Source organism: Peribacillus sp. FSL H8-0477, assembly GCF_038002765.1.
In the GTDB taxonomy this organism is placed as follows: Bacteria; Bacillota; Bacilli; order Bacillales; family DSM-1321; genus Peribacillus.
This window is the reverse complement of record NZ_JBBODE010000002.1, coordinates 748305-769996: the sequence shown is the minus strand read 5'-3', so window position 1 is coordinate 769996 and position 21692 is coordinate 748305. Positions and strand designations below refer to the sequence as shown.

Here is a 21692-nt window from a genome sequence, read left to right as displayed (position 1 = left end):
TCACTAATGGCTGAATTACAATTAGATCATATTTTTAAAGTTTACGATAATAAAGTAACTGCTGTTGATGATTTTAATCTAAAAATTGAAGATAAGGAATTTATCGTATTTGTTGGTCCATCCGGCTGCGGTAAATCAACTACTTTACGTATGATAGCTGGTCTTGAGGAAATCTCACAAGGTGATTTCTTTATCGATGGAAAACGCGTTAATGATGTTCCTCCTAAAGATCGTGATATCGCCATGGTATTCCAAAACTATGCACTATATCCACATATGTCAGTCTATGATAATATGGCGTTCGGTTTAAAATTAAGAAAGATGCCAAAAAAAGAAATTGAAGTCCGCGTTAACGATGCTGCAAAGATTCTAGGTCTAGAAGCATACTTAGATCGGAAGCCAAAAGCTTTATCGGGCGGACAGCGTCAGCGTGTTGCGCTTGGTCGTGCTATCGTTCGTGATGCGAAAGTATTCTTAATGGATGAACCACTTTCCAATTTAGATGCAAAACTTCGGGTTCAAATGCGTGCAGAAATTGCAAAATTGCACAAACGTTTAAATACAACAACAATCTATGTAACGCATGATCAGACAGAAGCCATGACAATGGCAACTCGTCTTGTAGTTATGAAAGACGGCATTGTTCAACAGGTCGGGGCACCTAAAGACGTCTATGAAAAACCTGATAATGTATTTGTAGGTGGATTTATCGGTTCACCAGCAATGAACTTCCTGCATGGAACTCTTTCTGATGGCATCATTAAAACAGGTGAACAAACCATCGCTATACCTGAAGGTAAAATGAAGATGCTTCGTGAGCAAGGATATATCGGTAAAGAAATAATTCTAGGTATCCGTCCAGAAGACTTCCATGACGAGCCTTTATTTATTGAATCATCTCCAGAAACGACAGTTACTGCTCATATTGATGTAGCAGAATTGATGGGTGCTGAATTTATGCTTTACTCAACCATCGCTGGGCAAGACTTTGTTGCTCGTGTAGATGCACGTACCATTTATCAAGCGGGTGAGAAAGTTAAACTAGCCTTAGATATGAACAAAGCTCATTTCTTCGATAAAGAAACCGAAGTACGAATTCGTACTATGAAAGAACAATAATTTACAAAGAAAAGGCTATCGAGATCCACTCGATAGCCTTTATTCATCTTATAATGCTGGGTTATTCCTTCACAAGTATAATTTCATCATGTCCACAACTTGGGCATTTCATTAGATGAGGACACTGACCGTCAGCAAGACTACGCATAAACCCATCATTTTGTTTTAAGGTATCCGTATCCATATAAGCACTGTATTCATCATCATAATCCATACTCTTACCTTTATCATCCATTTCAGTGTTGCATTCTGAACAAAGAACATTAATTTTTCTTAATCCATTACATAACGGACAAAGTGCCATTGCAATTGCTCCTTAGAAGCTTGACCCCCTTAAATCAGAAGGGCTTTGCTTATTATTTATTGACCATTGTCTGCGGGTCGACCCATTGATCAAATTGCTCTTCAGTAAGATAATTTAACTTCAAGGCTGCAGCTTTCAAGGTTGAGGCATCTTTGAAGGCTAGTTTTGCAATTTCAGCTGCTTTTTCATAACCGATATATGGGTTTAACGCAGTCACCAGCATTAAGGATTGATCAAGATTTTCCTTTATTTTTTCTTCATTTGCTTCAATTCCTTTAGCTGCATGTTCGTTGAAGGAAATAATGCCTTCACTTAATAGCTTCACAGATTGCAGGAAATTATAGATAATAACTGGTTTAAAAACATTCAATTCAAAATTACCTTGGCTTGCAGCTACCGATACAGCTGTATCATTCCCAAAAACTTGAACAGCAATCATCGTTAACGCTTCACTTTGAGTTGGATTTACCTTCCCAGGCATAATGGAACTTCCAGGCTCATTGGCAGGAATAGTAATTTCGCCAATTCCGCTTCTTGGTCCGCTTGCCAGCCATCTAACATCGTTTGCAATCTTCATTAAATCCGCTGCAAGTGCTTTTAATGCACCGTGTGCATAGACTAGTTCATCATGGCTTGTTAATGCATGGAATTTATTATCTGCTGTTTCAAATGAATGACCTGTATCGGCAGCTATTTGTTTTGCTGCCAATGCTGGAAACTCAGCCTTCGTATTAATTCCCGTACCCACTGCTGTTCCACCCAGTGCCAAATCTAATAGGTAACGGCTGCTTTCTTCAACCATTCTCAGATCTTTATCAAGCATCGCTTTCCATCCTGAAATTTCTTGACCCAATGTTAATGGAGTAGCATCCTGAAGATGAGTACGTCCAATCTTGACAATATCCCAGAATTCCTCTTCTTTGGCTGCAAAGGTCAACCGAAGCTCTTTAATAGCCGGAATTAATTGATCTGCAACTTCCATATAAGCGGCAATATGCATCGCAGTTGGGAATGTATCATTCGAGCTTTGTGCTTTATTAACATCATCATTTGGATGAAGGGTCTCGTCACTACCTTTTTCCTTCAACCATTCGTTCCCTTTATTTGCAATCACTTCATTAACATTCATATTACTCTGTGTTCCGCTGCCTGTCTGCCAGACCACTAGTGGAAAATGTTCATCAAGCGTTCCTTCCATAATTTCACCACAGATTTGTACAATCGCTTTCATTTTTGATTCTGATAAATCACCTAACTCATAATTCACTTTTGCTGCAGCCTGCTTCACATAGGCAAAGGCTCGAATTAGTTCAAGCGGCATTTTCTCATTACCAATTTTAAAGTTATTCCGGCTTCTTTCTGTTTGTGCACCCCAATATTTATCGAACGGTACTTGAACTTCCCCCATTGTATCTTTCTCGATTCTATATTTCATCGTTTCTCCTCCTGATTACAAGCTTTTACTTAAGCTCTCTTTTGTTTAAAGATAGTCATCTTCCCTTTGTTTTTAATTAATCCCCATTAATATAAAACGCCTTCATTAGTATTGTACAAACTTTAAACTTTTAAAAGCAAGGAATACGGTGGGTAACTTTGGATATAACTGCTAAAAATAGGCGAGAAAGAAAAAAAGACAGCCTCAGCTGCCTTTCAGACTGTAGACAAACTCGGGTGAAAACCGAGTTTGTCTATTTTTTATGGTTTGTATAACATGAACATTGATTTCCACTCTAAGCACTCGCTTTCCGCGGGCGGTCGGTGAGCCTCCTCGGCTTTCGCCTGCGGGGTCTCACCTAGACACGCTTTTCCCGCAGGAGTCTCCTACCTTCCGTTCCAATCAACTTTGTTTTACCTTTTAGATATCCTCGAGTCACTTTGTTTAAAAATAGAAGGATTACAACTTAGGCTAGTGCCACCTAACCATTTGATTCGCAAAATGAAGGCGGCCATTGACTTCACTTTCATTTATGACTTGGTGAAGGATATGTATTCAGAGGTAGACGCCAAAGTATTTCTATAGGAAATCGGAATTTTTAATTCCAATCTCCTTTTGTCTACAAACAAACTGAAAGACAGCCTCTGCTGCCTTTTTACCTGTTTATGAAGCTTTGTGAAAAATGGTGTAGCAAAAAAAATAGCCGAGTGTCATAACACTTGCAATTGCCAATGTTACACTTAATTCTTCCATCTTATTTCCTCCATCCTTAGACCCTATTACTACCAAAATACCATATAGACTGAGTAAGCTGAGTACATATTCTTTACTATTTATTGACAAGTAAGTGACATAATCATGAACACAGATATACTAATCAAGCCGTTGACATGAACCCTGTAATATAGTAAGATTCAAAAAAATAGAATACTCTGAATTTCTTATCCAGAGAGGTCGAGGGAATGGCCCTATGACACCTCAGCAACCATCAATGCAACCCATTGAAAAGGTGCTAACTCCAGCAAGCTTGTATGGCTTGGCAGATAAGAAGATGACTTAACAATAAAAGTCTTCTTCTTATGAAGTGCACCCCAAAAGTTAGAGTCATAATCTAACTTTTGGGGTGTTTTAGTATGGCTAAATATAGCGATGAGTTTAAGTTGATGATTGTGAGAGAGTATCTGAATGGTCCACTTGGCTTCAAACTACTTGTTCGTAAATACGAGATAAAATCACCTACGCAATTAAGAAATTGGGTAAATATATACAAGAACCAAGGCGCAGTTGGACTTTCTAGAAAGAAAACCAATGAATTTTACTCTGTTCAATTCAAGCTTGATGTACTAAGCTTTATGAAAAGGACAGGCGCTTCTTACACTGAAACGGCTCTTCACTTCGGGTTGACCAATCCACCTTTGATTGCTTCGTGGAAAGGAAAACTCCTTGAGAGTGGTGTGGAAGGCCTACTTAAACCGAAAGGACGGCCAGCCATGTCAGACAAAGCGAAGAACAATCAAAGAAGAAAACAGCCTGTAAAAGAGATGACCGTTGAACAGAAACTCAAAAGGGAAAATGAACTTCTGCGTTTGGAGAACGAGTACCTAAAAAAGTTGCGCGCTTTTCAGATGGATCCGGACGGTTATCTCGAAAAGCACAAGCAGCGCTATCATACGAACTCAAAGAAGAATTCCGACTGAAGGATGTACTTCAGTTCATAGGTATTCCCGAATCTTCTTATCATTACCATGTGAAAAAAATGAAGCAAGAAAACCCTCATCAAGAAGTAGAAGAAATCATTCAAGCTATTTTTGAAGAGCATAATGGCAACTATGGGTATCGCAGGATTCGTTTAGCGTTAAAGAACCAGGGACTCCTAGTGAATCATAAGAAAGTACTACGCATCATGAGAAAGCTTGGATTGAAAGGGGATAAGTTCACCCGTAAATCACGTCGATTTAGTTCGTACAAAGGAACAATTGGCACGGTAGCGAAGAACAGAATCCATCGCCGGTTTAAGACCCCTATTCCCTATCAAAAACTCACCACCGACATCACAGAATTCAAGTGTGCGGATGGAGGTAAACTCTACCTCAGTCCGATTTTGGATATGTATAATGGTGAAATTCTTTCATATGGGATGAGTATGCATCCGACACTGGACTTTGTACTAGAGCCTTTGAAGGAAACTCTTCGAGTAGTAAAAGAGGCAAGATACCGAACGACCATCCATTCAGATCAAGGCTGGCATTATCAGCATAGAAAATGGGTCCATACATTGAAAAAACATAACGTGTTCCAAAGCATGTCCCGAAAGGGAAACTGCTTAGATAACTCGCCTATGGAGAACTTCTTCGGATTATTAAAGCAAGAAATGTATTATGGTGAACCACTTCGCACGTACGAGGAACTGAAACGGACTATCGAGTCCTACATTTATTATTATAATAACCAACGCATTAAACAGAAATTGGCTGGAATGAGTCCGGTACAATACCGTCTTCAAACCAACCAATTGGCTGCGTAATATAAAACTCTAACTTTTAGGGGTCACATCATTAGAGGACTTTTTTTGTTTGCCTCTTTTTGAGTCGATCATACTTTTTATCTGGGCGTCGTACAGCGGCCTAAACAGAATTCCCCCCAATATAAAAAGGAGGTTCGACCATGACAAAACAATCTTTTAGTTTTGAAACACAATTACTTCACAATCAGCATAAAATTGATCCTGAAACAGGAGCTGTTAATGTACCGATTCATCTTTCTTCTACCTTTCATCAGTTTGCGATTGATCAGTTTGGCAAGTACGACTATAGTCGCAGTGGGAATCCTACCCGTGAAGCATTAGAAGATATTATCGCTGACCTTGAAGAAGGAACAAATGGATTTGCCTTCGCCTCTGGCATGGCTGCCATTTCCACAGCTTTTCTTCTGCTGTCTGCCGGTGACCACGTTATTGTTTCTGAGGATGTTTATGGGGGAACGTATCGAATGGTAACGAGCGTCTTAACCCGTTTTAATATCGAACATACCTTTGTAGACATGACGAATATCTCCGCGGTGGAAGCAGCGATACAATCTAATACAAAAGCAATATATATTGAAACACCATCTAATCCACTGCTTAAAGTGACCGATATAAAAGCCCTCAGCACACTTGCGAAGCAAGTTGGAGCGTTAACCTACGTGGATAATACATTCTTAACGCCTGCCCTTCAAAAACCGTTAACCCTGGGAGCAGATATCGTCCTCCATAGTGCCACAAAGTTCTTATCCGGCCACAGTGATGCAGTTGCCGGTCTCGCTGTCGTCAAAGATGCAAAACTTGCGGAGCAGCTTGGATTTTTGCAAAACTCTTTTGGTGCAATCCTAGGTGTTCAAGATGCATGGTTGGTTATGCGGGGGATTAAAACTTTACATGTCAGGATTCAACATTCTCAAAAATCTGCTCAACGACTTGCGGAATGGTTAGAAGCACACCATCTTGTTAAAACCGTCCATTATCCAGGTCTCGTTAATCATCCAGATTATCGATTGCAGCAAGTTCAAGCTTCAGGAGCCGGCGCTGTCCTTTCTTTCGAACTTGTGGATGAAGAATTGCTCGGGTCCTTTGTGGAATCTGTAAAGCTCCCTGTATTTGCTGTTAGCTTAGGTGCAGTAGAATCGATTCTGTCCTATCCCGCAAAAATGTCTCACGCTGCTATTCCAAAAGATGAGAGGGAAAAGCGTGGAATAACCGATTCTCTGCTCCGTCTATCCGTTGGGCTTGAAAGTGCAGATGATTTAATTAAAGATTTTTCGGAAGCACTTGAAGCATGTAAAGTACAACTTAGTGCTGGTGCATTATAGAACAGTTGATACAAAAACGAACACTATCCAGTGGATAGTGTTCGTTTTGTTCTTATCATTATTTAGTTACGCTGGGTTGGTGGTTTTCGACTAGTGTCAATAGACCATCTTCCATACGGTAAATACGATCACAATAACCTAGCATCCGTTCATCATGTGTAACCATGATTGCGGCTTTATTTCTTGCTTTGACTTCTTTTGAAATCAGCTGTACGACTTCATGTGCACGATTTGAATCAAGGCTCGCCGTTGGTTCATCAGCTAGAATGATACTAGAGTTATTCATGAAGGCACGCGCAATTGCGGCACGCTGACGTTCCCCGCCGGATAATTCATTCGGGAAATTGTTTAATTTAGCACCTAATCCTAATTCCGTTAATAATTCTTTAGCAAATGCTTTGTCTGCAGTACTGACAGAGCCTGACATTCTTTTTACGACGAGCAGCTGATCAAGAATCGTTAAGTACGGAATTAGGTTTGATGTTTGTAAGATAAAACCAATTTCTTTTAAACGAACGTTTGCTAGTTGTTTTTCTGACAAGCTGGCAATATCTGTTCCATTGATGATCACTTCTCCTGCAGATGCGTGTAAAAGTGCACCCGCAATGGATAATAAGGTGCTTTTACCAGATCCAGAGGGTCCAATGATAGCAACAAATTCCCCTTGTTCAATGGTTAACGAGACGTTATCCATTGCTTTTACTTCGTCATTACCTTCTTTATATACTTTTGATACGTTTTTCAATAGTAGTCCAGTCATTATTCTACCCTCCCAAGTGCGGTCAGCGGATCGATTTTTGTAATTTTACGGACTGAAAATAGTGAGCTCAGAACACTAATGACGAGTAATGCTGCCCCAAAAATAATCACAAGGGTTACGTCTAAATCAAACGGCATTCCTTCTGGCATGATGGCGGCTGTTGCATACGTTAATGCAATACCGATTAACACACTAACTAACGATAAGATAAACACTTGCGCTACGATGGCTTTTGCAATAAAGCCATTGCTTGCTCCAATTGCTTTCATTACACCAAATTGATTTGTTTTTTGTATCGTTAAGACATAGAAGAATACGGCAATGATAAAGGCTGAAATGACAATTAAGAAGGCAAGCATCATATAGATTGTTCCTGTCTCTTCTTGATATCCAGGCATCCCATTAACTGCTTGACCTTTTGTCGCTGTTTCAATACCACCAAGGTTTTTGTCTAATTCCGCAGCTTCAATATCTGGTCCTTGCAGAACAAAAGCATTCACTACATCTTCTATTCCATTATTGGCACCTGGGGCAGCAAAGCTATATAAACGCCAGTGATCCAAGGTCGTAAATAATACGGGTAAATGATTATACGTTTCGTTTTCTACAAATCCGATTATTTGGAATGTCTCGGTAGACCCATCTAAAGTGAGCGTATCACCAATCGTATATCCATCCTCTTTTAAGGTATCATTAGCCAGAACACCCAACTGGTTTTCTTCATCTAAAGGTTTTCCTTCGATAAGTTTCGGCTCTAGGAAAGATCCCGGAGAGATTCCCAGAATGGCAACATCTGTTTTATCTTGCCCTTCATCGCTGCCTTCTTTTAAGATGGCTCCCATAGCAGAACCAAATGGAGCTACCTCTTCAACATTCGCTTGATCTTTTAAATCCGAACTGATTGACTCTGATAGCATGGACTTACTGAATGAAGAACTAGACCCTTCTTCGAAAACGACATAATCAGCATCCATATTCTTAATGGTCGCTGCACTCAGTGTTGATAGACCGTTTCCTAAACCGGAAAGAATAAATACAAGCCAAGCCACTAATACAATGATAAAACCAATCATTGCAAACCGAAGTTTTCCGTGCTTTAACTCCTTCAAAGCTAAAAACATAAAAAGACACCCTCATTTCGTATTTAGTACTTAGCAACACAGCTAAACTCTATGATGACAAGCCAAAGTTACACAAGTGTATCTTTAGGCAAAAAAAATAGTTCAAACTTAAATAACACTCGTGTAACTTTATTATACATCTAAGTTACACAAGTGTCACTCATTTAATTTCAAAGATTCCATAGCAGACCACGTCTTTTATTGATGAAATCCATTCATTTTCAGGTATCCCCCTGTGATTGGGGATGGCGATGCTTTGAAAAATACAGCCTAGTATCACATCATTTGAAAGAGTGTCCCGCAGAACCTTTTCTTTTTTCCCTTGCACCATAAGACCTTCTAGGTATTGATACATGTCCAAATGAAGTTTTTCCAGCTGTTTCTTTTTCTCCATAATCACAGCTGAACTGCTTTCTTTGAATTGATGAACCATCCCTAGTATTTGATGAATATCCTTGTACGTAAAAATAAGTGTAATAAGCTCATTTAATTGAGCTGTGAAGGTTGCGGACTGGTCAATCTTTTGAAGATCAATCAGCATCTTTGTCATTTCATAGACCATATAGTCAATAATAAGTTCTTCTTTATTGGGATAATATTTATAAATGGCTGCCCTCGATACGTCTAATGACTCTGCTAAGAGACTAAATGTAAAGCCTTCATAACCGTAACGTAGTAAAAGGGAATTTGTAGCTTTAAATATCTCTGGAGTCGAGAACTTCCTTTCTCTTGTCATCTAACCACCTCTTCCATTACTTTCAACTAATCTGTATGCTAGCTTAATCGACTTTCCCTAAGATGCCGAATATTTACTTTAATGAGACATAAAAAACGGTCTAATTCGAAGTATATTATCTTTGTATTGTACAGTACAAGTTGGGTATGTTTCACCTTTTTATTATTTTCACCATCCCATAACAAATACCCCCTCTTAGGAAAGAGGGGGTATTTGTTATCCAGCCAGGCCTTTATTCTTACCTTTCTGCAATTCATACATCTGATAATATTTCCCTTTCAACGCGATTAATTCATCATGGCTTCCCTTTTCAACAATTCTGCCTTTATCAAGAACGAGAATTTGATCTGCATTTTTAATGGTTGAAAGTCGGTGGGCAATGATAAAGGTCGTACGTCCTTGTTTCAATACATCCATTCCTTGCTGGATAATGGCTTCTGTTTCTGTATCAATACTCGCTGTTGCTTCATCTAGAATCAATATCGCTGGATCAAAAGCTAAAGCTCTTGCAAAGGATATGAGCTGACGCTGTCCAGAGGAGAGCGTGCTTCCTTTTTCAACAACTGGTTCCTCTAGACCAAGTGGTAAATGATTTAGTACTGTGTCGCCCCCTACCTCTCGTAATGCCTTTTCAATGGTTTCTTTGGAAATGTTCTCATTTCCTAGATTGATATTCGACGCGATCGTACCTGTAAATAAATAGGGATCCTGAAGAACGATTCCCATATGCTCCCGAAGAGTTTGATGAGGTATGTCTGTGATGTCACGGCCATCAATGGTAATCGTTCCTTTACTAGGGTCATAAAAACGAAACAGCAGATTCATAATCGAGCTCTTTCCTGATCCAGTATGACCTACCAATGCCACCGTTTCACCTTGCTTTGCTGTAAAAGAAATATTTTTCAAGACATACTCATCTTCCTTATAGGCAAAGGAAACGTCCTTAAATTCAACGTCACCCTTATATCGGTTAATTTTCCCATCACTTACCCTTATCCCTTGCTCATCTAAGAGACTGAAAGCACGTTCACCCGCCACGAGGGCCTGTTCTAGATTGGCAAACTGATTAACAATCCCTTGGACGGGTTGAAGCAGCCGATTGATAAGGTTAACAATTGCATAGAGCATACCGAGAGAAACAGCTGAAGAGGCAGTTAATGACTGTCCTCCAAAATACCAAATAAAGGCTACCAGTGCTATATTTCGTAAAACACTAACCATATTATGGCCCGTCAGTGAATTCAAATTCAACATCTTATTTTGATACGTAAAATGCTCATGATTCATTTTTTCAAAAGACTTTTCGGTTTCTTTTTCACGACTAAAAGCCTGAATAATACTCATTCCAGATATAGATTCATTAATCATTCCATTGATATCACTAATTCTTGCTCGAATAATTTGATTATACTTTGAAGCAAATTTCCGGTAGAAATATGTCCACACTACTAATATGGGAATAACCAATAAAGCAATCAGTGCAATCACTGGTTCTAAAATGTATAGAGCAATAAAAACACCAATGATATTGATAGTCCCTGAAAAGAAATTGGCGAGGACCGTAACATATAATTCACGGATTGCCTCTGTATCGTTCGTAATTCGTGCAACCACTTTTCCAGCTGGTAAGTTATCAAAATAGCGAATCGGCAATCGGGAGATATGTGTAAAAATATCATTCCTCATCCGTTGAATAATTCGATTTGCTGCTTTTTGCAAGTAATAGCTTTGTCCGTACTGAAAAATAGAGGATAGAATAACCAACCCTAGATAAAAAGCTAAAAGCAGCGCTATCCGTGAAATTTCCGGCTGATAAAAGGCCATTAATTCTCGTTTAGAAAGAACTTGTGCCTCATACGCTGTTGTTTCGTTGTTCTTGGTCACCCTAAGAGTTGAATCTGCAAGCGTTCTTTTTCCTTCAAACGGAACCAACTCCTCAACAAAGACAAACTTTGTACCTGTTTGAAGAATCCTTACTTCCTGGCCTTTTTCTTCATTATCTGCAAAGTAACTGCCTCGCTTATACCAGGTATCCTGATAGGAGACGGCATCTTTGCTTTTCACTGTTTCATACCAGGGTGATTCAATTCCTAAAACGTGAGAATCAATCACCTTTTTCGCTACAAACGGTCCACCTAAATCGGCGGCAACCGATATGGATAACATAATAAGCGCGGCAATGATAATTTTTTTATACAAACAGGCATATTGATAGAGTTTTTTAACTACTTTCATGCACTTACCTCCGCTCCATCTTCCACTTGCTGTCGTTCATATTGTTCCCAATACCAGCCCTGCAGCTTGAGCAGATCTTCATGCGTTCCTTCTTCAATGATTTTCCCTTGATCGAGGACAATAATCCACTCAGCGTGCTGTACGCTTGAAAGTCGATGTGTTGTAATAATGGTCGTTTTTCCTGCTCGTTCCTTTTGGATATTGGTTATAATGTTCGTTTCTGTCTTGGCATCAACCGCTGAAAGCGAATCATCAAGAATCAGTATATCCGGGTCTTTAATGAGTGCACGTGCGATTGATATCCGCTGCTTCTGGCCGCCGGATAACGCCACACCCTTTTCTCCGACCATTGTTTCCAGACGCTCTGGAAGCATCTCTAAATCCTTTTCAAAATCGGCTAAACGAATTGCCTCAGCCAGTTCCGCCTCTGTGGCATCCATTTTTCCAAATAAGATGTTATCCTTTACTGATTTTGAAAATAAAAAATGATCTTGAGGGACGTAGCCAATCCAGTTTCGGACATCTTCTATTAAATGTTTCTCAAGGGGGATATCTCCGATAGACAATATACCCTTTCCTAACGGATATTCACGTAATAGCTGCTTCACAAATGTAGTCTTCCCGCTGCCAGTTTTACCGACGATACCAAGCGTATGTCCTCGGTTAACGGCGACTGAAATATTATCTAAATTAGTTACTTTAGAAGATGGATAGGTAAATTCAACCGAGTCAAAAATAATTTCCTCTGGCCGATTCACCGTTTCAGTGTTATCTTCATTTTTCACATCTTGATGGGCAGACATAGTGGTTTGAACACGGTCTAAGGATGCATTTCCTCTTTGCAGCACATTAATCAGTTCACCCATTGCTATCATCGGCCAGATCAGCATGCCGAGATAAACATTAAAGGAAACCAAGCTCCCTAAGGTAATCGATTGCTGAAAGACCATATAGGCGCCATAACCCAGTCCAATTAAATAACTAATTCCAACCAAAATGGAAATAGTCGGATCGAATAACGAATCAATTTTGGCCACTTCAAGATTTTTTTTATATACATCCTCAGTCATATCATCAAAACGTTGCTCATCTTCACGTTCTTGAACATAAGCCCGAATGACGCGGACACCTGCAACAGATTCTAGCACTTTATCATTTAGGTCACCGAACGCATTTTGTGCATCGGTAAATCGTTGGTGAATTTTATTACCAAAAACCTGAATCATTACAGCCATAATAGGTAACGGCAGCACAGCGGCCAAAGTTAGTGTCCAACTAATGGTTGTTCCCATCACAAGCAAAATCGTTGCTGTAAATAGAACAGAATCCGCTAACGTCAAAATTCCAAAACCGGCAGTGATTGAAATAGCCTTTAAATCATTTGTCGCCCTTGCCATTAAGTCACCAGTTCGATTTCGTTCATAAAACGTAGGTGTCATTTTTAATAAATGGCCCATAAATCCACTTCTTAGCTTGCGCTCAACTAAAAAGGCTCCACCAAATAACAGGTAACTCCATATATAACTAAAAAGATAACTAGCCGTCCCGACTAACGCTAAATAGAGAATATATCGCCCAATCCCATTCGTAGTCAGCGTACCTTGGTTAATATCATCTATGGCCATACCGACAAGCTTTGGCGGTATAATCTCCATCACGTTCACTAAGCATAAAAATAGTATGGCAATACTGTACCGCTTCCATTGTTCCTTGAAAAACCAGGACAGCTTTATGAATATCGAAAACATGTATTTTCCTCCTTTAGTCTAAATGATGTACTAGCCGCTTTCTGGATCTCCTGTGTTCAACAGCATAATCTTTGTCCTTTTAATCATCTCTTATTCCTCCTGTGTATGGTTTATCTATAGAACAGATGCTTTTAGCATCGTACTCCCTCTCAAAAAGACAAAAAAAGCCTTCGCAGCACACGAAAGCTTTTTTTGGAATGCACAAAAATGCAAACAAATAAAAAGCACACACCGCGGAATGCAGCCTGCGCTTATGTGAACATAACTAAATTCTGTCTAAGACAGATATAAAGCAGGATTCAGGCAGGCTATATTATGAAGATAAATGACATTTGGATTACTCCTCTTCATGTAAGTCATAATCTTCGCCTCCCTTCTTTTTAATGGTTAAAGTTTCCTTTTATAATAGTAATCCGACTAAAGAATTTTGTCAATTACAAATTTTTATATTTTTCAAATAGTTTAGCTTACCTATCCTTCGAAGCATATGTATCCTTTATTTTGGCCAGACTGTATGCTAAAAAGGCAGTGATAAAATGCGTTCAATCGTATTATTGAACAGACAGTCTGGCGATGAAAATTATCATTTATTGGTACAAAAAATAGTGTTGGACAAGTATCTCATTGACCAGCCGCATACCCTTGTCCAATTAAACGGTTTTCAAGTCGAACAATTTTATACGATTCCCCATGCTTTATTATATGATTTACAGAAGATAAAGCACGAACCGCTTGACTGTTTACTTATTTATTCAGTCGAAAGTATTCAACGATTCGTTTCTATCTATCCTGAAAAGTGGCTGATGATCTGTACCTATTTTCAGGATATTAAAACGATTACCGGCCCTCAATTCCATACTGCAACAAAAGCTTTGAGGCACAGTCTTTAAGCTTTTTTGAGATGGTCGATTATTTGTTCTTCCCAATGGGTAAACACAGATAAAAAGAATAAAAGCAGGTGCAGCTATGAATCTATTACACTGGTCCTATATGAAACGCCATCAAGTGAAGGCTTTATATGATGCCTTTCCAAATTCGCCCGTCATTTTAAGAAAAATTAAAAGCTATTATGTTATTTATTACGTACAATGGTCAAAATTAGATCCACCCGTACATACCTCCGATCTTGAAGCGATGGAACTGCTTCTCAACCGAGAGTTTAATCACGAGGAAAATTATCGCGGTCGCAAGAAAGAGCTGACTGACTATTCTTCATAAATCATTTTACGAGTCATTCCCCCGTCGATGATCAGATTTATCCCTGTTACAAAGTCATTTTCCTCTGCCGTTAGATACAAACAAGCCCGAGCTATATCTTGAGGACGGCCAACTCGTCTTGAAAAATGCTGAAGATGATCTTCTGTTCTTAACCGCGCATAATCACCTGTTTCAATCCAGCCTGGAGAAATGGCGTTCACCGTAATTCTTTCTTGACTAAGTGAAGCGGCGAGAGCATGCGTCAATGCAACAATTCCGCCCTTACTGGCAGCATACGCTTCAGAGTTAGGTTCAGACATCATCGCTCGTGTTGAGGCAAGATTAATAATCGCACCTCCTGCCTCATTTTGCTTCATATATTTTGATGCCGCTTTCGTACAAAGAAAGACACTACGTAAATTCGTATTTAATAGATCATCCCATTCTTCTACTTCTAATTCATGAAGAGGCGTAAATTTTGCTTTCCCAGCATTATTAATTAAAATATCTATCGACCCAAATGACTGAGCAGCTTTCTCCATCAGCTGTTGAATGTCACTTTCCTGTCTCACATCTGTTTTAATAAATATGGCCTGCCATCCTTTTTCTTGTAAACTAGCTGCTGCTTCGACTCCCGCTGCCTCATCTAAATCAGCCAGTACAACCGATGCCCCTTTTTCTGCAAAACCAACAGCCACCCCTCGGCCAATACCATTAGAAGCCCCCGTTACAATAACCGTTTTATTAGAGTAATCCATATTCGTACTCCTTTCTGTAGGTATCTCTGCTCTTACTTATTCTCTTGAACGCTTTAATAGAGAAAACATAGTCACATCATAGAAGTGTCCATTTTGAAGCATATATTCCTTTAAGATTCCCTCCTCTGCAAATCCGATACTCTTCAACAGCTGTCTTGATGCCTTATTTTCCAAATATACAATGGCACCAATACGATTTAACTCCATCTGACTAAACCCATATGACAATACACGTTGAATGGCTTCCGTTGCATATCCCTTCCGCCAATAACTAGGGTGAAGATCATAACCAATTTCAGCCCGTTTATTCTTCGGAGCCCAATTATTAAATCCAATTGTACCTATTAGTTCATTGTCTTCTTTTTTGACAATTCCCCATCGTATCCCCTGATTCTTTTGATAACTTTTAGTAAAGTTCGTGATAAGTTGTATTGCTTGGTTACTATTTTCCATCGGTTCCATTCCATAAAAACGGGTGACATCCGAATTAGAAAAGATTGAAAAAACGCTCTCTATATCCTCATTCCCTATTTCTCTTAGAATCAATCGGCTAGTCTCAAGCTTCGGAAACATTTACTTTCCCCCTATATTTTTATCTCTCTTATCTATTCGATTTAACTACTTCTATTCCTTTAAAATCGTAAAAAGGCAGCCCTCTCATCTGGAGGACTGCCCGTTAATATTAATGCCTTTATACTAATTTCTCAATATCAGCTTCCATGTCAAAGGGCTCATCCGCTGGTTCAAATCGTTTAACGATTTCCCCTTCCTTATTAATCAAGAATTTAGTGAAGTTCCATTTAATAGAATCGTCTCCCAAGAGTTCTGGGTGCTCTGACTCAATCATCGATTTCAACAGTCTGCTGCCTGAATTATTCTTAAAGCCTTCGAATGGAGCTGCTTTTATTAAGTATTGAAAAAGCGGGTGCGCCTGTTCTCCGCGAACATCAACCTTCCCGAATAACGGGAACGAAACACCATAATTAATCTGGCAGAATGTTTGTATACCCTCATTATTTTCAGTTTCTTGGCCGAATTGATTACATGGAAAACCTAAAATAATTAATCCCTTATCTTGATAGCGTTCATATAATTTTTGCAAATCTTCATATTGTGGGGTAAATCCGCACTTGCTTGCTGTATTAACAACAATTATTGCTTTACCTTTATATTGTTCAAGAGAAATTTCCTGTCCATTCATCTTTTGTGCAGAAAAATTAAAGATACTCATCCTATATCCTCCAAGAAATCTATGTGACTATCATCTAAGTGAAAAGTCCTATTTAATCATATACATATTTACTATAATTAGCCATCATAGAACTCTCTCATCCATTTATAAAGCAACGACTTCCTTCTTCTTTTGTGCATGTTCCTGATTGATAAATTTAGGCAAAATCATCATATAGAAGAAACCCACAAGTACAAGACAACTGCCTACAATCAAATACAACATTTCTATCGTTACAAAGCTAGGATATAGAACAGCAATAAGGAATAGTGTCAATGATTGCGAGAGCATCATCACCGGATTAATACATCCCTGAACCCTGCCCATCATCTTCGGATCCACAATACTTGGAAGCCACCCACCTAACGAGACGTTAACCAATGGAAGAGATAAGGCTACAATCCCTAACCCGCACATATATAGAACAGTTGAATTAACCAGGGCTCCAAAGATAGTCGCTGTCCCAGAAATCAACAAACCAATAATAAGCATATGATGTAGTTTTAATTTTTTTGCCAGTACGGAAGCAATGATACTTCCTATTAAAACACCCAGTCCGAAAATAATCCCTAAAAGAACGGCATACTTTTCATAATCTAACGGTTCCAGCTTATATTTTAAAATAAACACCTGCATGACTGAAAAACCACCGTTTACTATTCCAAAAAGGACAAACCCAGAGATTAATGTAAGCAGCAGTTTATTTCGAATTAAATAGAGAAACCCTGACGAGAAATCCTTTATAACTAAGGAAACATTTAAATCTTTAAGTGTATGTCTTCCATTTGGGAGCCGTATTTCTTCAGTAAATTGGGTCGATTTAATCAAAAAGCCGCTAATAATAAAACAAACCATATCAATAGCAATCGCCCCTTCAATACCAAACGTCCAATAACAGAACACACCCATGCCGCTTCCAAATAACATAAATAAACTGGAGACCATTTGATTTAACCCAGCAGCTGTGGTGTAGTCATCACTAGATAATATCCCTTGCACAAGAGCAGCCTCGGCCGGAAAGAAAAAATTACGAATAGCACTGCGGATAAATAGAAGCCCAAAAATCAACGGCATAATGTCAACCGATAATAACAAAAGAAAGATTAGTGAGAGTCCAGCACATATCCAATCACAGTAAAGGGCAATCTTCCTTCGGTCTAGTCTGTCGGCAAACACCCCCACCAAAAAGAAAACGGCCAGCGTCGGTAAAGAAAACATTAATTCCGTAACTGTTGCATACGCTGGCTGACTAGAAAAACGATCGAGCAAATAGAAGGTAAAAGCGGTGAGTCCAATTGTGCCTCCCATTTGTGATGTAAACGTAGCAAAAAACAACTTCGTGTAATTTGAATTACGAAAAATCCCAATAATATTGTTCATTACATTCCCTCATTCTGTTTTTTCTTTTAATACTACATGGGAATTTTCCGATAAAAAACCGCCTTCTGATCATTTTTTCTTCAGACTTTAGGCGGATGAAAGTTCCTACTTTGTACACTAAAAATACAGACCTGTCCCCCCGCTAACCTCATATAGCTGTTATTCATTAGTACCTGTCATCTTATACTCTTCAATAATATGTATTTCAAAATAATATTTACCTGTTCCAAATAATAGGTTTCAAATGAACCAGGGCGGGTAAATATCTAACATAAGCAAACATAACATCTACAACTCGATGAAATCATACAATTGGTATATTACTTAAAAAGGAGTATCGACTTATGAATCAAACAATTTCATCTCAACTAACCTTCGATAAGAAATTAAGTATGCAGCAAATTATGGATCTGTTTGAAATATCCAAAAATTATGAAGGCAGTATTTACTTCATCTGCAAGAACAGAGTAGTTGAACCTGAACGGTTATCAAAACTCGTTTCCTTTATGCTCACCCTTGAGGACTGTTCTGATTTAAAAATTATGATTGAAGGACCTGAAGTACAGGCCATTATGCAGAAGATCAATGAATGCTGTGCTGGATCTTATATTTCTGAAGACAAGATGGACTTTGTTGTACATTCTAATCATAAAATTAAACTCTAATGAGTACACTTACTATTACTCTAAGAAAGTGATGTGAAAAAACATGAGAACAATCTTAATGATCATTGGTGCTATTGTCGTAATCGGTATTATTGCTAACTTTATCTTTTAATTATTCGGGACTGCCTTAAGGCAGTCCTTTTTCGTGCTTAGTTCATTTTTGATATATCCATATAATTTCTCATGCGCACTCCATACACCCTGTTATCTATGTATATGTGTATTAAAAAACTCTAGGATTTTCTTGTAAACGTAAATTTCATTTTCCTTTTTCGTAAACCCATGTCCCTCATCTTCTAGAACGACATATTCCACTTCCCTCCCTTTTCCCTCCAAAGCAGCCACAATTTGATCTGATTCCTGTTGAACAACGCGTGGATCATTCGCGCCTTGGATCACTAACATGGGCTTTGTCATCAGGACTAACTGCAAAGTCACTAATAGCTAAATTTTATAAAAAATGTGTACTATCCGACTTTCAAACTGAATCATACTTACTCCTCTTTTCTTAAAATTTTTTACTCTGCGCGTTACTTATTTTTCTAAATATTCTCTCTCTTTATTATATAAGATAATTGATAAAAATGGTTGTATATTCCATAACAACACATCTCTTATTCATACGATTCCATCCATCTCTTTACAAAAAAATGACATCTCCTTGATTCGACAATGAATCAGAAGATGCCAACCTTATCCTTTTTAATTGCCGTCGTTATTAAATAGCTTATTACGCCATTTATTCCAGCCCTTTTTAAATTCTTCTTTCTTATCTTCCCAATAGTTTTTTTGGTTCTCTTCTTCAGCTTTTCTTTCTTGTTCTTCAATTAATGGACCTATATCAGCTGCTTCAAACGATTTTGATTCTTTGGATTGTAACGATTGAGCCATAATTTTTTGAAAAATTTTAGTAGCCCCTTCACTACTATAGGTCGTTAAGTAATGATCTTTATCTGTTTTATCATACCCAACCCAGACAGCTCCAACTAGTGATGGTGTATACCCTACAAACCACTGATCTTTTACTCCTGATATGCCTTCTATCGGAACCTGTGTGGATCCGGTTTTCCCAGCAATCTCATGACCTTCGACTGCGGCATTTACACCTGTTCCATACTTCACTACTCCTAAGAGCATAGAATTCATTTTTTCTACGACTTCTTTTGTGGCCACCTTTTTCGATTGTTCTTCCCAAACAGCCATTTCTTTTCCATTTGGGTCTTGAATTTTCACAATGGCATGAGACTCATTCCGTACACCATTATTGGCAAACACCGTATATGCTTCTGCCATATCCTGAGGAGATACTCCTTTACTCATCCCCCCTAATGCGATAGATAGGTTACGATCGTCCTTTTCTAAGGGCAGTCCAAAGTCCTTTAAGGAGTCAACTCCTTTTTGGATACCGATTTCATTAAGAAGCCACACAGTCGGGACATTTAATGATTCCATGACTGCTTCATACATAGGGACCGTTCCCTTATACTGCCCATTCAAATTTTCTGGGTTATATTGGCCAAAAGCCATTTTTTCATCGACCAAAGGATCTGTTAATTCATACCCCTCTTTTAGTGCAGGCACATAAACAGCCAGCGGCTTAATGGATGATCCCGGTGATGTAATCAACTGAGTAGCCCTGTTATAGCCAAGAAATTGGTGTGTTCCCCTGCCGCCGATTAATGCTTTTATTCCGCCGGTTTTCGGGTCGATTAAAATAGTTCCACTTTGGACAAGATCTGGACTTGTACCAGTTGGAAAATTAGAATCTTCCTTATAAATGGCCTCTGCAATACTTTGAACCTCTTGATCCAATGTGGTATAGATTTTATAGCCGCCAGTCAACAACTCATCCAAATCAATCTTATACATTTTAGAAGCCTCTGCTAAAACATGGTCGACATAATACGGATACTTACCTTTTAGCGGATCTACTTGATCAACCGAAGCGAGAGTAATTGTTTCTTTCTTCGCTTGATCCGCTTTCTCAGCACTAATTAAATTCAGTTCCTCCATTCGGCTAAGGACAAGATTACGTCGATTAATCGCTCCTTCATAATTCTTATAGGGATCTAGTTTACTTGGAAGATTAATAACGCCCGCAAGCATCGCTCCTTCGGAAATGGTTAATTGCTCAACATCTTTACCAAAGTATATTTGGGATGCTTTATTAATTCCCCAAGCTCCATGCCCGAAATAAACCTGATTAAAATACATTTCAAGGATTTCGTCTTTCTTATATTCATGTTCAACTTCTTTCGCGAGAAAGTATTCTTGTATTTTTCGTTTATAGGTCCTGTCAGATTCAAGTAATGAGATTTTTATGAACTGCTGCGTAAGAGTACTTCCTCCTTCAACAATTCCACCCGCCTTCAGGTTATTAACCATCGCACGTGTTATCCCTTTATAGTCAATACCATGATGTTCGTAAAAGCGGCGGTCTTCGATTGCAATCACAGCGTTTTTTACATGTTCTGGTATTTTTTCTATTGATATTCCCTCTGACTTATTCGCAGTCACAGTACTCGCCAATTGGTTATCTTGATCATAAATCTTAGTAGAGTGACCAATTTGATTCTTTAATTGACTAATATCAGTATCTGGTAATACAGAATATATAAAGCCAGCTGCCGCTAGTGTAATAATTGACAGTACTAAGATACCAACCTGAACAAAACCGATTAGTCTGGCTCTCTTCCGTTTTTTTGTTCTTAACCGTCGATCCCCTTCCATAACAATCCCTCCAACAATCAAAAAATCTTCATATGGTAAAAAGGTCTATCCCTCTTTTACTACCCTCTAAAATATCATTATGTCACTAGTTTAATGATTTCCCAATAAACATACACTAATCCTAAAAAAATAGCAGTCGAAGAAAATCGACTGCCGGACCTTTAATGATCATTAGAGTGTTTATGGGATAAGGACAATTCTTTATATAAGGTTTGCAGATACATATAGACAATTTGTTTTGTTTTATCATCGGTGCCTAATACTTCTAGATGGGTTAAGCAGCGTTTAATTGTAGGGTGCATTTTCGGAATATTACGTTGCATCTTACCACCTCTTTCTAGACAGCATATTATTATAATATACCAACCATCCCCATTTTTATAGATGACCATCGTCTTATTTGTTTCTTTATGTCAAAAAATACATA

At 38.6% G+C, this 21692-nt stretch carries 19 protein-coding genes, 2 pseudogenes and 1 riboswitch; of the genes and pseudogenes, 7 read left to right on the top strand and 14 right to left on the bottom strand.

Annotated features, from left to right (window positions below; translation table 11 throughout):
• The first annotated feature begins 6 nt into the window (after positions 1–6).
• Positions 7–1119: an ABC transporter ATP-binding protein gene (locus MHI18_RS15510; RefSeq protein WP_340848609.1), complete on the top strand. Its 1113-nt coding sequence runs from the start codon at positions 7–9 to the stop codon at positions 1117–1119.
• A 61-nt stretch (positions 1120–1180) separates the two neighbouring features.
• Here MHI18_RS15510 and MHI18_RS15505 read toward each other — a convergent pair whose 3' ends face one another.
• Both MHI18_RS15505 and fumC read right to left on the bottom strand, forming a co-directional pair.
• A complete protein-coding gene (locus tag MHI18_RS15505; protein ID WP_340848608.1) occupies positions 1181–1423 on the bottom strand; it encodes a hypothetical protein in 243 nt (80 codons plus the stop codon).
• A gap of 52 nt (positions 1424–1475) precedes the next feature.
• Positions 1476–2858, bottom strand: a complete 1383-nt coding sequence (fumC, locus tag MHI18_RS15500) for a class II fumarate hydratase (RefSeq protein WP_340848606.1) — start codon at positions 2856–2858, stop codon at positions 1476–1478.
• A 938-nt stretch (positions 2859–3796) separates the two neighbouring features.
• Positions 3797–3908: riboswitch (SAM riboswitch) on the top strand.
• Positions 3909–3991: 83 nt separating this feature from the next.
• Here fumC and MHI18_RS15495 point away from each other — a divergent pair.
• From MHI18_RS15495 to metC, 3 genes and pseudogenes are all read left to right on the top strand, one after another.
• On the top strand, positions 3992–4555 hold the full coding sequence (locus MHI18_RS15495; RefSeq protein WP_340845507.1) for a helix-turn-helix domain-containing protein: 564 nt from the start codon (positions 3992–3994) through the stop codon (positions 4553–4555).
• Positions 4549–5382: pseudogene (locus MHI18_RS15490) on the top strand (IS3 family transposase); the annotation flags it as partial. The gene MHI18_RS15495 and the pseudogene MHI18_RS15490, both read left to right, overlap by 7 nt.
• A 140-nt stretch (positions 5383–5522) precedes the next feature.
• Positions 5523–6704, top strand: coding sequence for a cystathionine beta-lyase (gene metC, locus MHI18_RS15485; protein WP_340848603.1), 1182 nt, complete (start codon positions 5523–5525; stop codon positions 6702–6704).
• 58 nt (positions 6705–6762) lie between these two features.
• Here metC and MHI18_RS15480 read toward each other — a convergent pair whose 3' ends face one another.
• The 5 genes from MHI18_RS15480 to MHI18_RS15460 form a co-directional block, all read right to left on the bottom strand.
• A complete protein-coding gene (locus tag MHI18_RS15480; RefSeq protein WP_340848602.1) occupies positions 6763–7464 on the bottom strand; it encodes an ABC transporter ATP-binding protein in 702 nt (233 codons plus the stop codon).
• Complete coding sequence (locus MHI18_RS15475) at positions 7464–8585, bottom strand: ABC transporter permease (RefSeq protein WP_340848601.1); 1122 nt, start codon at positions 8583–8585, stop codon at positions 7464–7466. Before MHI18_RS15475 ends, MHI18_RS15480 begins: the two co-directional genes overlap by 1 nt.
• Positions 8586–8745: 160 nt before the next feature.
• Positions 8746–9321, bottom strand: a complete 576-nt coding sequence (locus MHI18_RS15470) for a TetR/AcrR family transcriptional regulator (RefSeq protein WP_340848600.1) — start codon at positions 9319–9321, stop codon at positions 8746–8748.
• Positions 9322–9537: 216 nt separating this feature from the next.
• Positions 9538–11556 (bottom strand): ABC transporter ATP-binding protein, encoded by a 2019-nt coding sequence (locus tag MHI18_RS15465; protein ID WP_340848599.1) that lies wholly within the window; start codon positions 11554–11556, stop codon positions 9538–9540.
• The gene (locus tag MHI18_RS15460; RefSeq protein ID WP_340848598.1) at positions 11553–13304 is read right to left on the bottom strand and encodes an ABC transporter ATP-binding protein; all 1752 of its coding nucleotides are present in this window, start codon (positions 13302–13304) and stop codon (positions 11553–11555) included. Before MHI18_RS15460 ends, MHI18_RS15465 begins: the two co-directional genes overlap by 4 nt.
• Before the next feature lie 536 nt (positions 13305–13840).
• On the opposite strand from MHI18_RS15460, the gene MHI18_RS15455 reads away from it, so the two are divergent.
• Together MHI18_RS15455 and MHI18_RS15450 are read left to right on the top strand one after the other, a co-directional pair.
• Positions 13841–14194, top strand: coding sequence for a hypothetical protein (locus MHI18_RS15455; protein WP_340848596.1), 354 nt, complete (start codon positions 13841–13843; stop codon positions 14192–14194).
• A gap of 100 nt (positions 14195–14294) precedes the next feature.
• Complete coding sequence (locus tag MHI18_RS15450) at positions 14295–14522, top strand: hypothetical protein (protein WP_340848595.1); 228 nt, start codon at positions 14295–14297, stop codon at positions 14520–14522.
• Here the strand turns inward: MHI18_RS15450 and MHI18_RS15445 are convergent.
• From MHI18_RS15445 to MHI18_RS15430, 4 genes are all read right to left on the bottom strand, one after another.
• Positions 14510–15259, bottom strand: coding sequence for an SDR family NAD(P)-dependent oxidoreductase (locus MHI18_RS15445; protein WP_340848594.1), 750 nt, complete (start codon positions 15257–15259; stop codon positions 14510–14512). The genes MHI18_RS15450 and MHI18_RS15445 overlap by 13 nt on opposite strands.
• A gap of 36 nt (positions 15260–15295) precedes the next feature.
• Positions 15296–15832, bottom strand: a complete 537-nt coding sequence (locus MHI18_RS15440; RefSeq protein WP_340848593.1) for a GNAT family N-acetyltransferase — start codon at positions 15830–15832, stop codon at positions 15296–15298.
• Between the two features lie 118 nt (positions 15833–15950).
• On the bottom strand, positions 15951–16490 hold the full coding sequence (locus MHI18_RS15435; protein WP_340848590.1) for a glutathione peroxidase: 540 nt from the start codon (positions 16488–16490) through the stop codon (positions 15951–15953).
• A 105-nt stretch (positions 16491–16595) separates the two neighbouring features.
• A complete protein-coding gene (locus tag MHI18_RS15430; protein ID WP_340848588.1) occupies positions 16596–17870 on the bottom strand; it encodes an MFS transporter in 1275 nt (424 codons plus the stop codon).
• Between the two features lie 344 nt (positions 17871–18214).
• Here MHI18_RS15430 and MHI18_RS15425 point away from each other — a divergent pair, with 344 nt between their 5' ends.
• Complete coding sequence (locus tag MHI18_RS15425; protein WP_340848587.1) at positions 18215–18535, top strand: hypothetical protein; 321 nt, start codon at positions 18215–18217, stop codon at positions 18533–18535.
• Between the two features lie 204 nt (positions 18536–18739).
• Here MHI18_RS15425 and MHI18_RS15420 read toward each other — a convergent pair.
• The 3 genes and pseudogenes from MHI18_RS15420 to MHI18_RS15410 form a co-directional block, all read right to left on the bottom strand.
• Positions 18740–18952: pseudogene (locus MHI18_RS15420) on the bottom strand (alpha/beta hydrolase family protein); the annotation flags it as partial.
• Between the two features lie 285 nt (positions 18953–19237).
• Positions 19238–21265, bottom strand: a complete 2028-nt coding sequence (locus MHI18_RS15415; RefSeq protein WP_340848586.1) for a transglycosylase domain-containing protein — start codon at positions 21263–21265, stop codon at positions 19238–19240.
• A 161-nt stretch (positions 21266–21426) separates the two neighbouring features.
• Complete coding sequence (locus MHI18_RS15410) at positions 21427–21588, bottom strand: hypothetical protein (RefSeq protein WP_340848584.1); 162 nt, start codon at positions 21586–21588, stop codon at positions 21427–21429.
• Positions 21589–21692 lie beyond the last annotated feature (104 nt).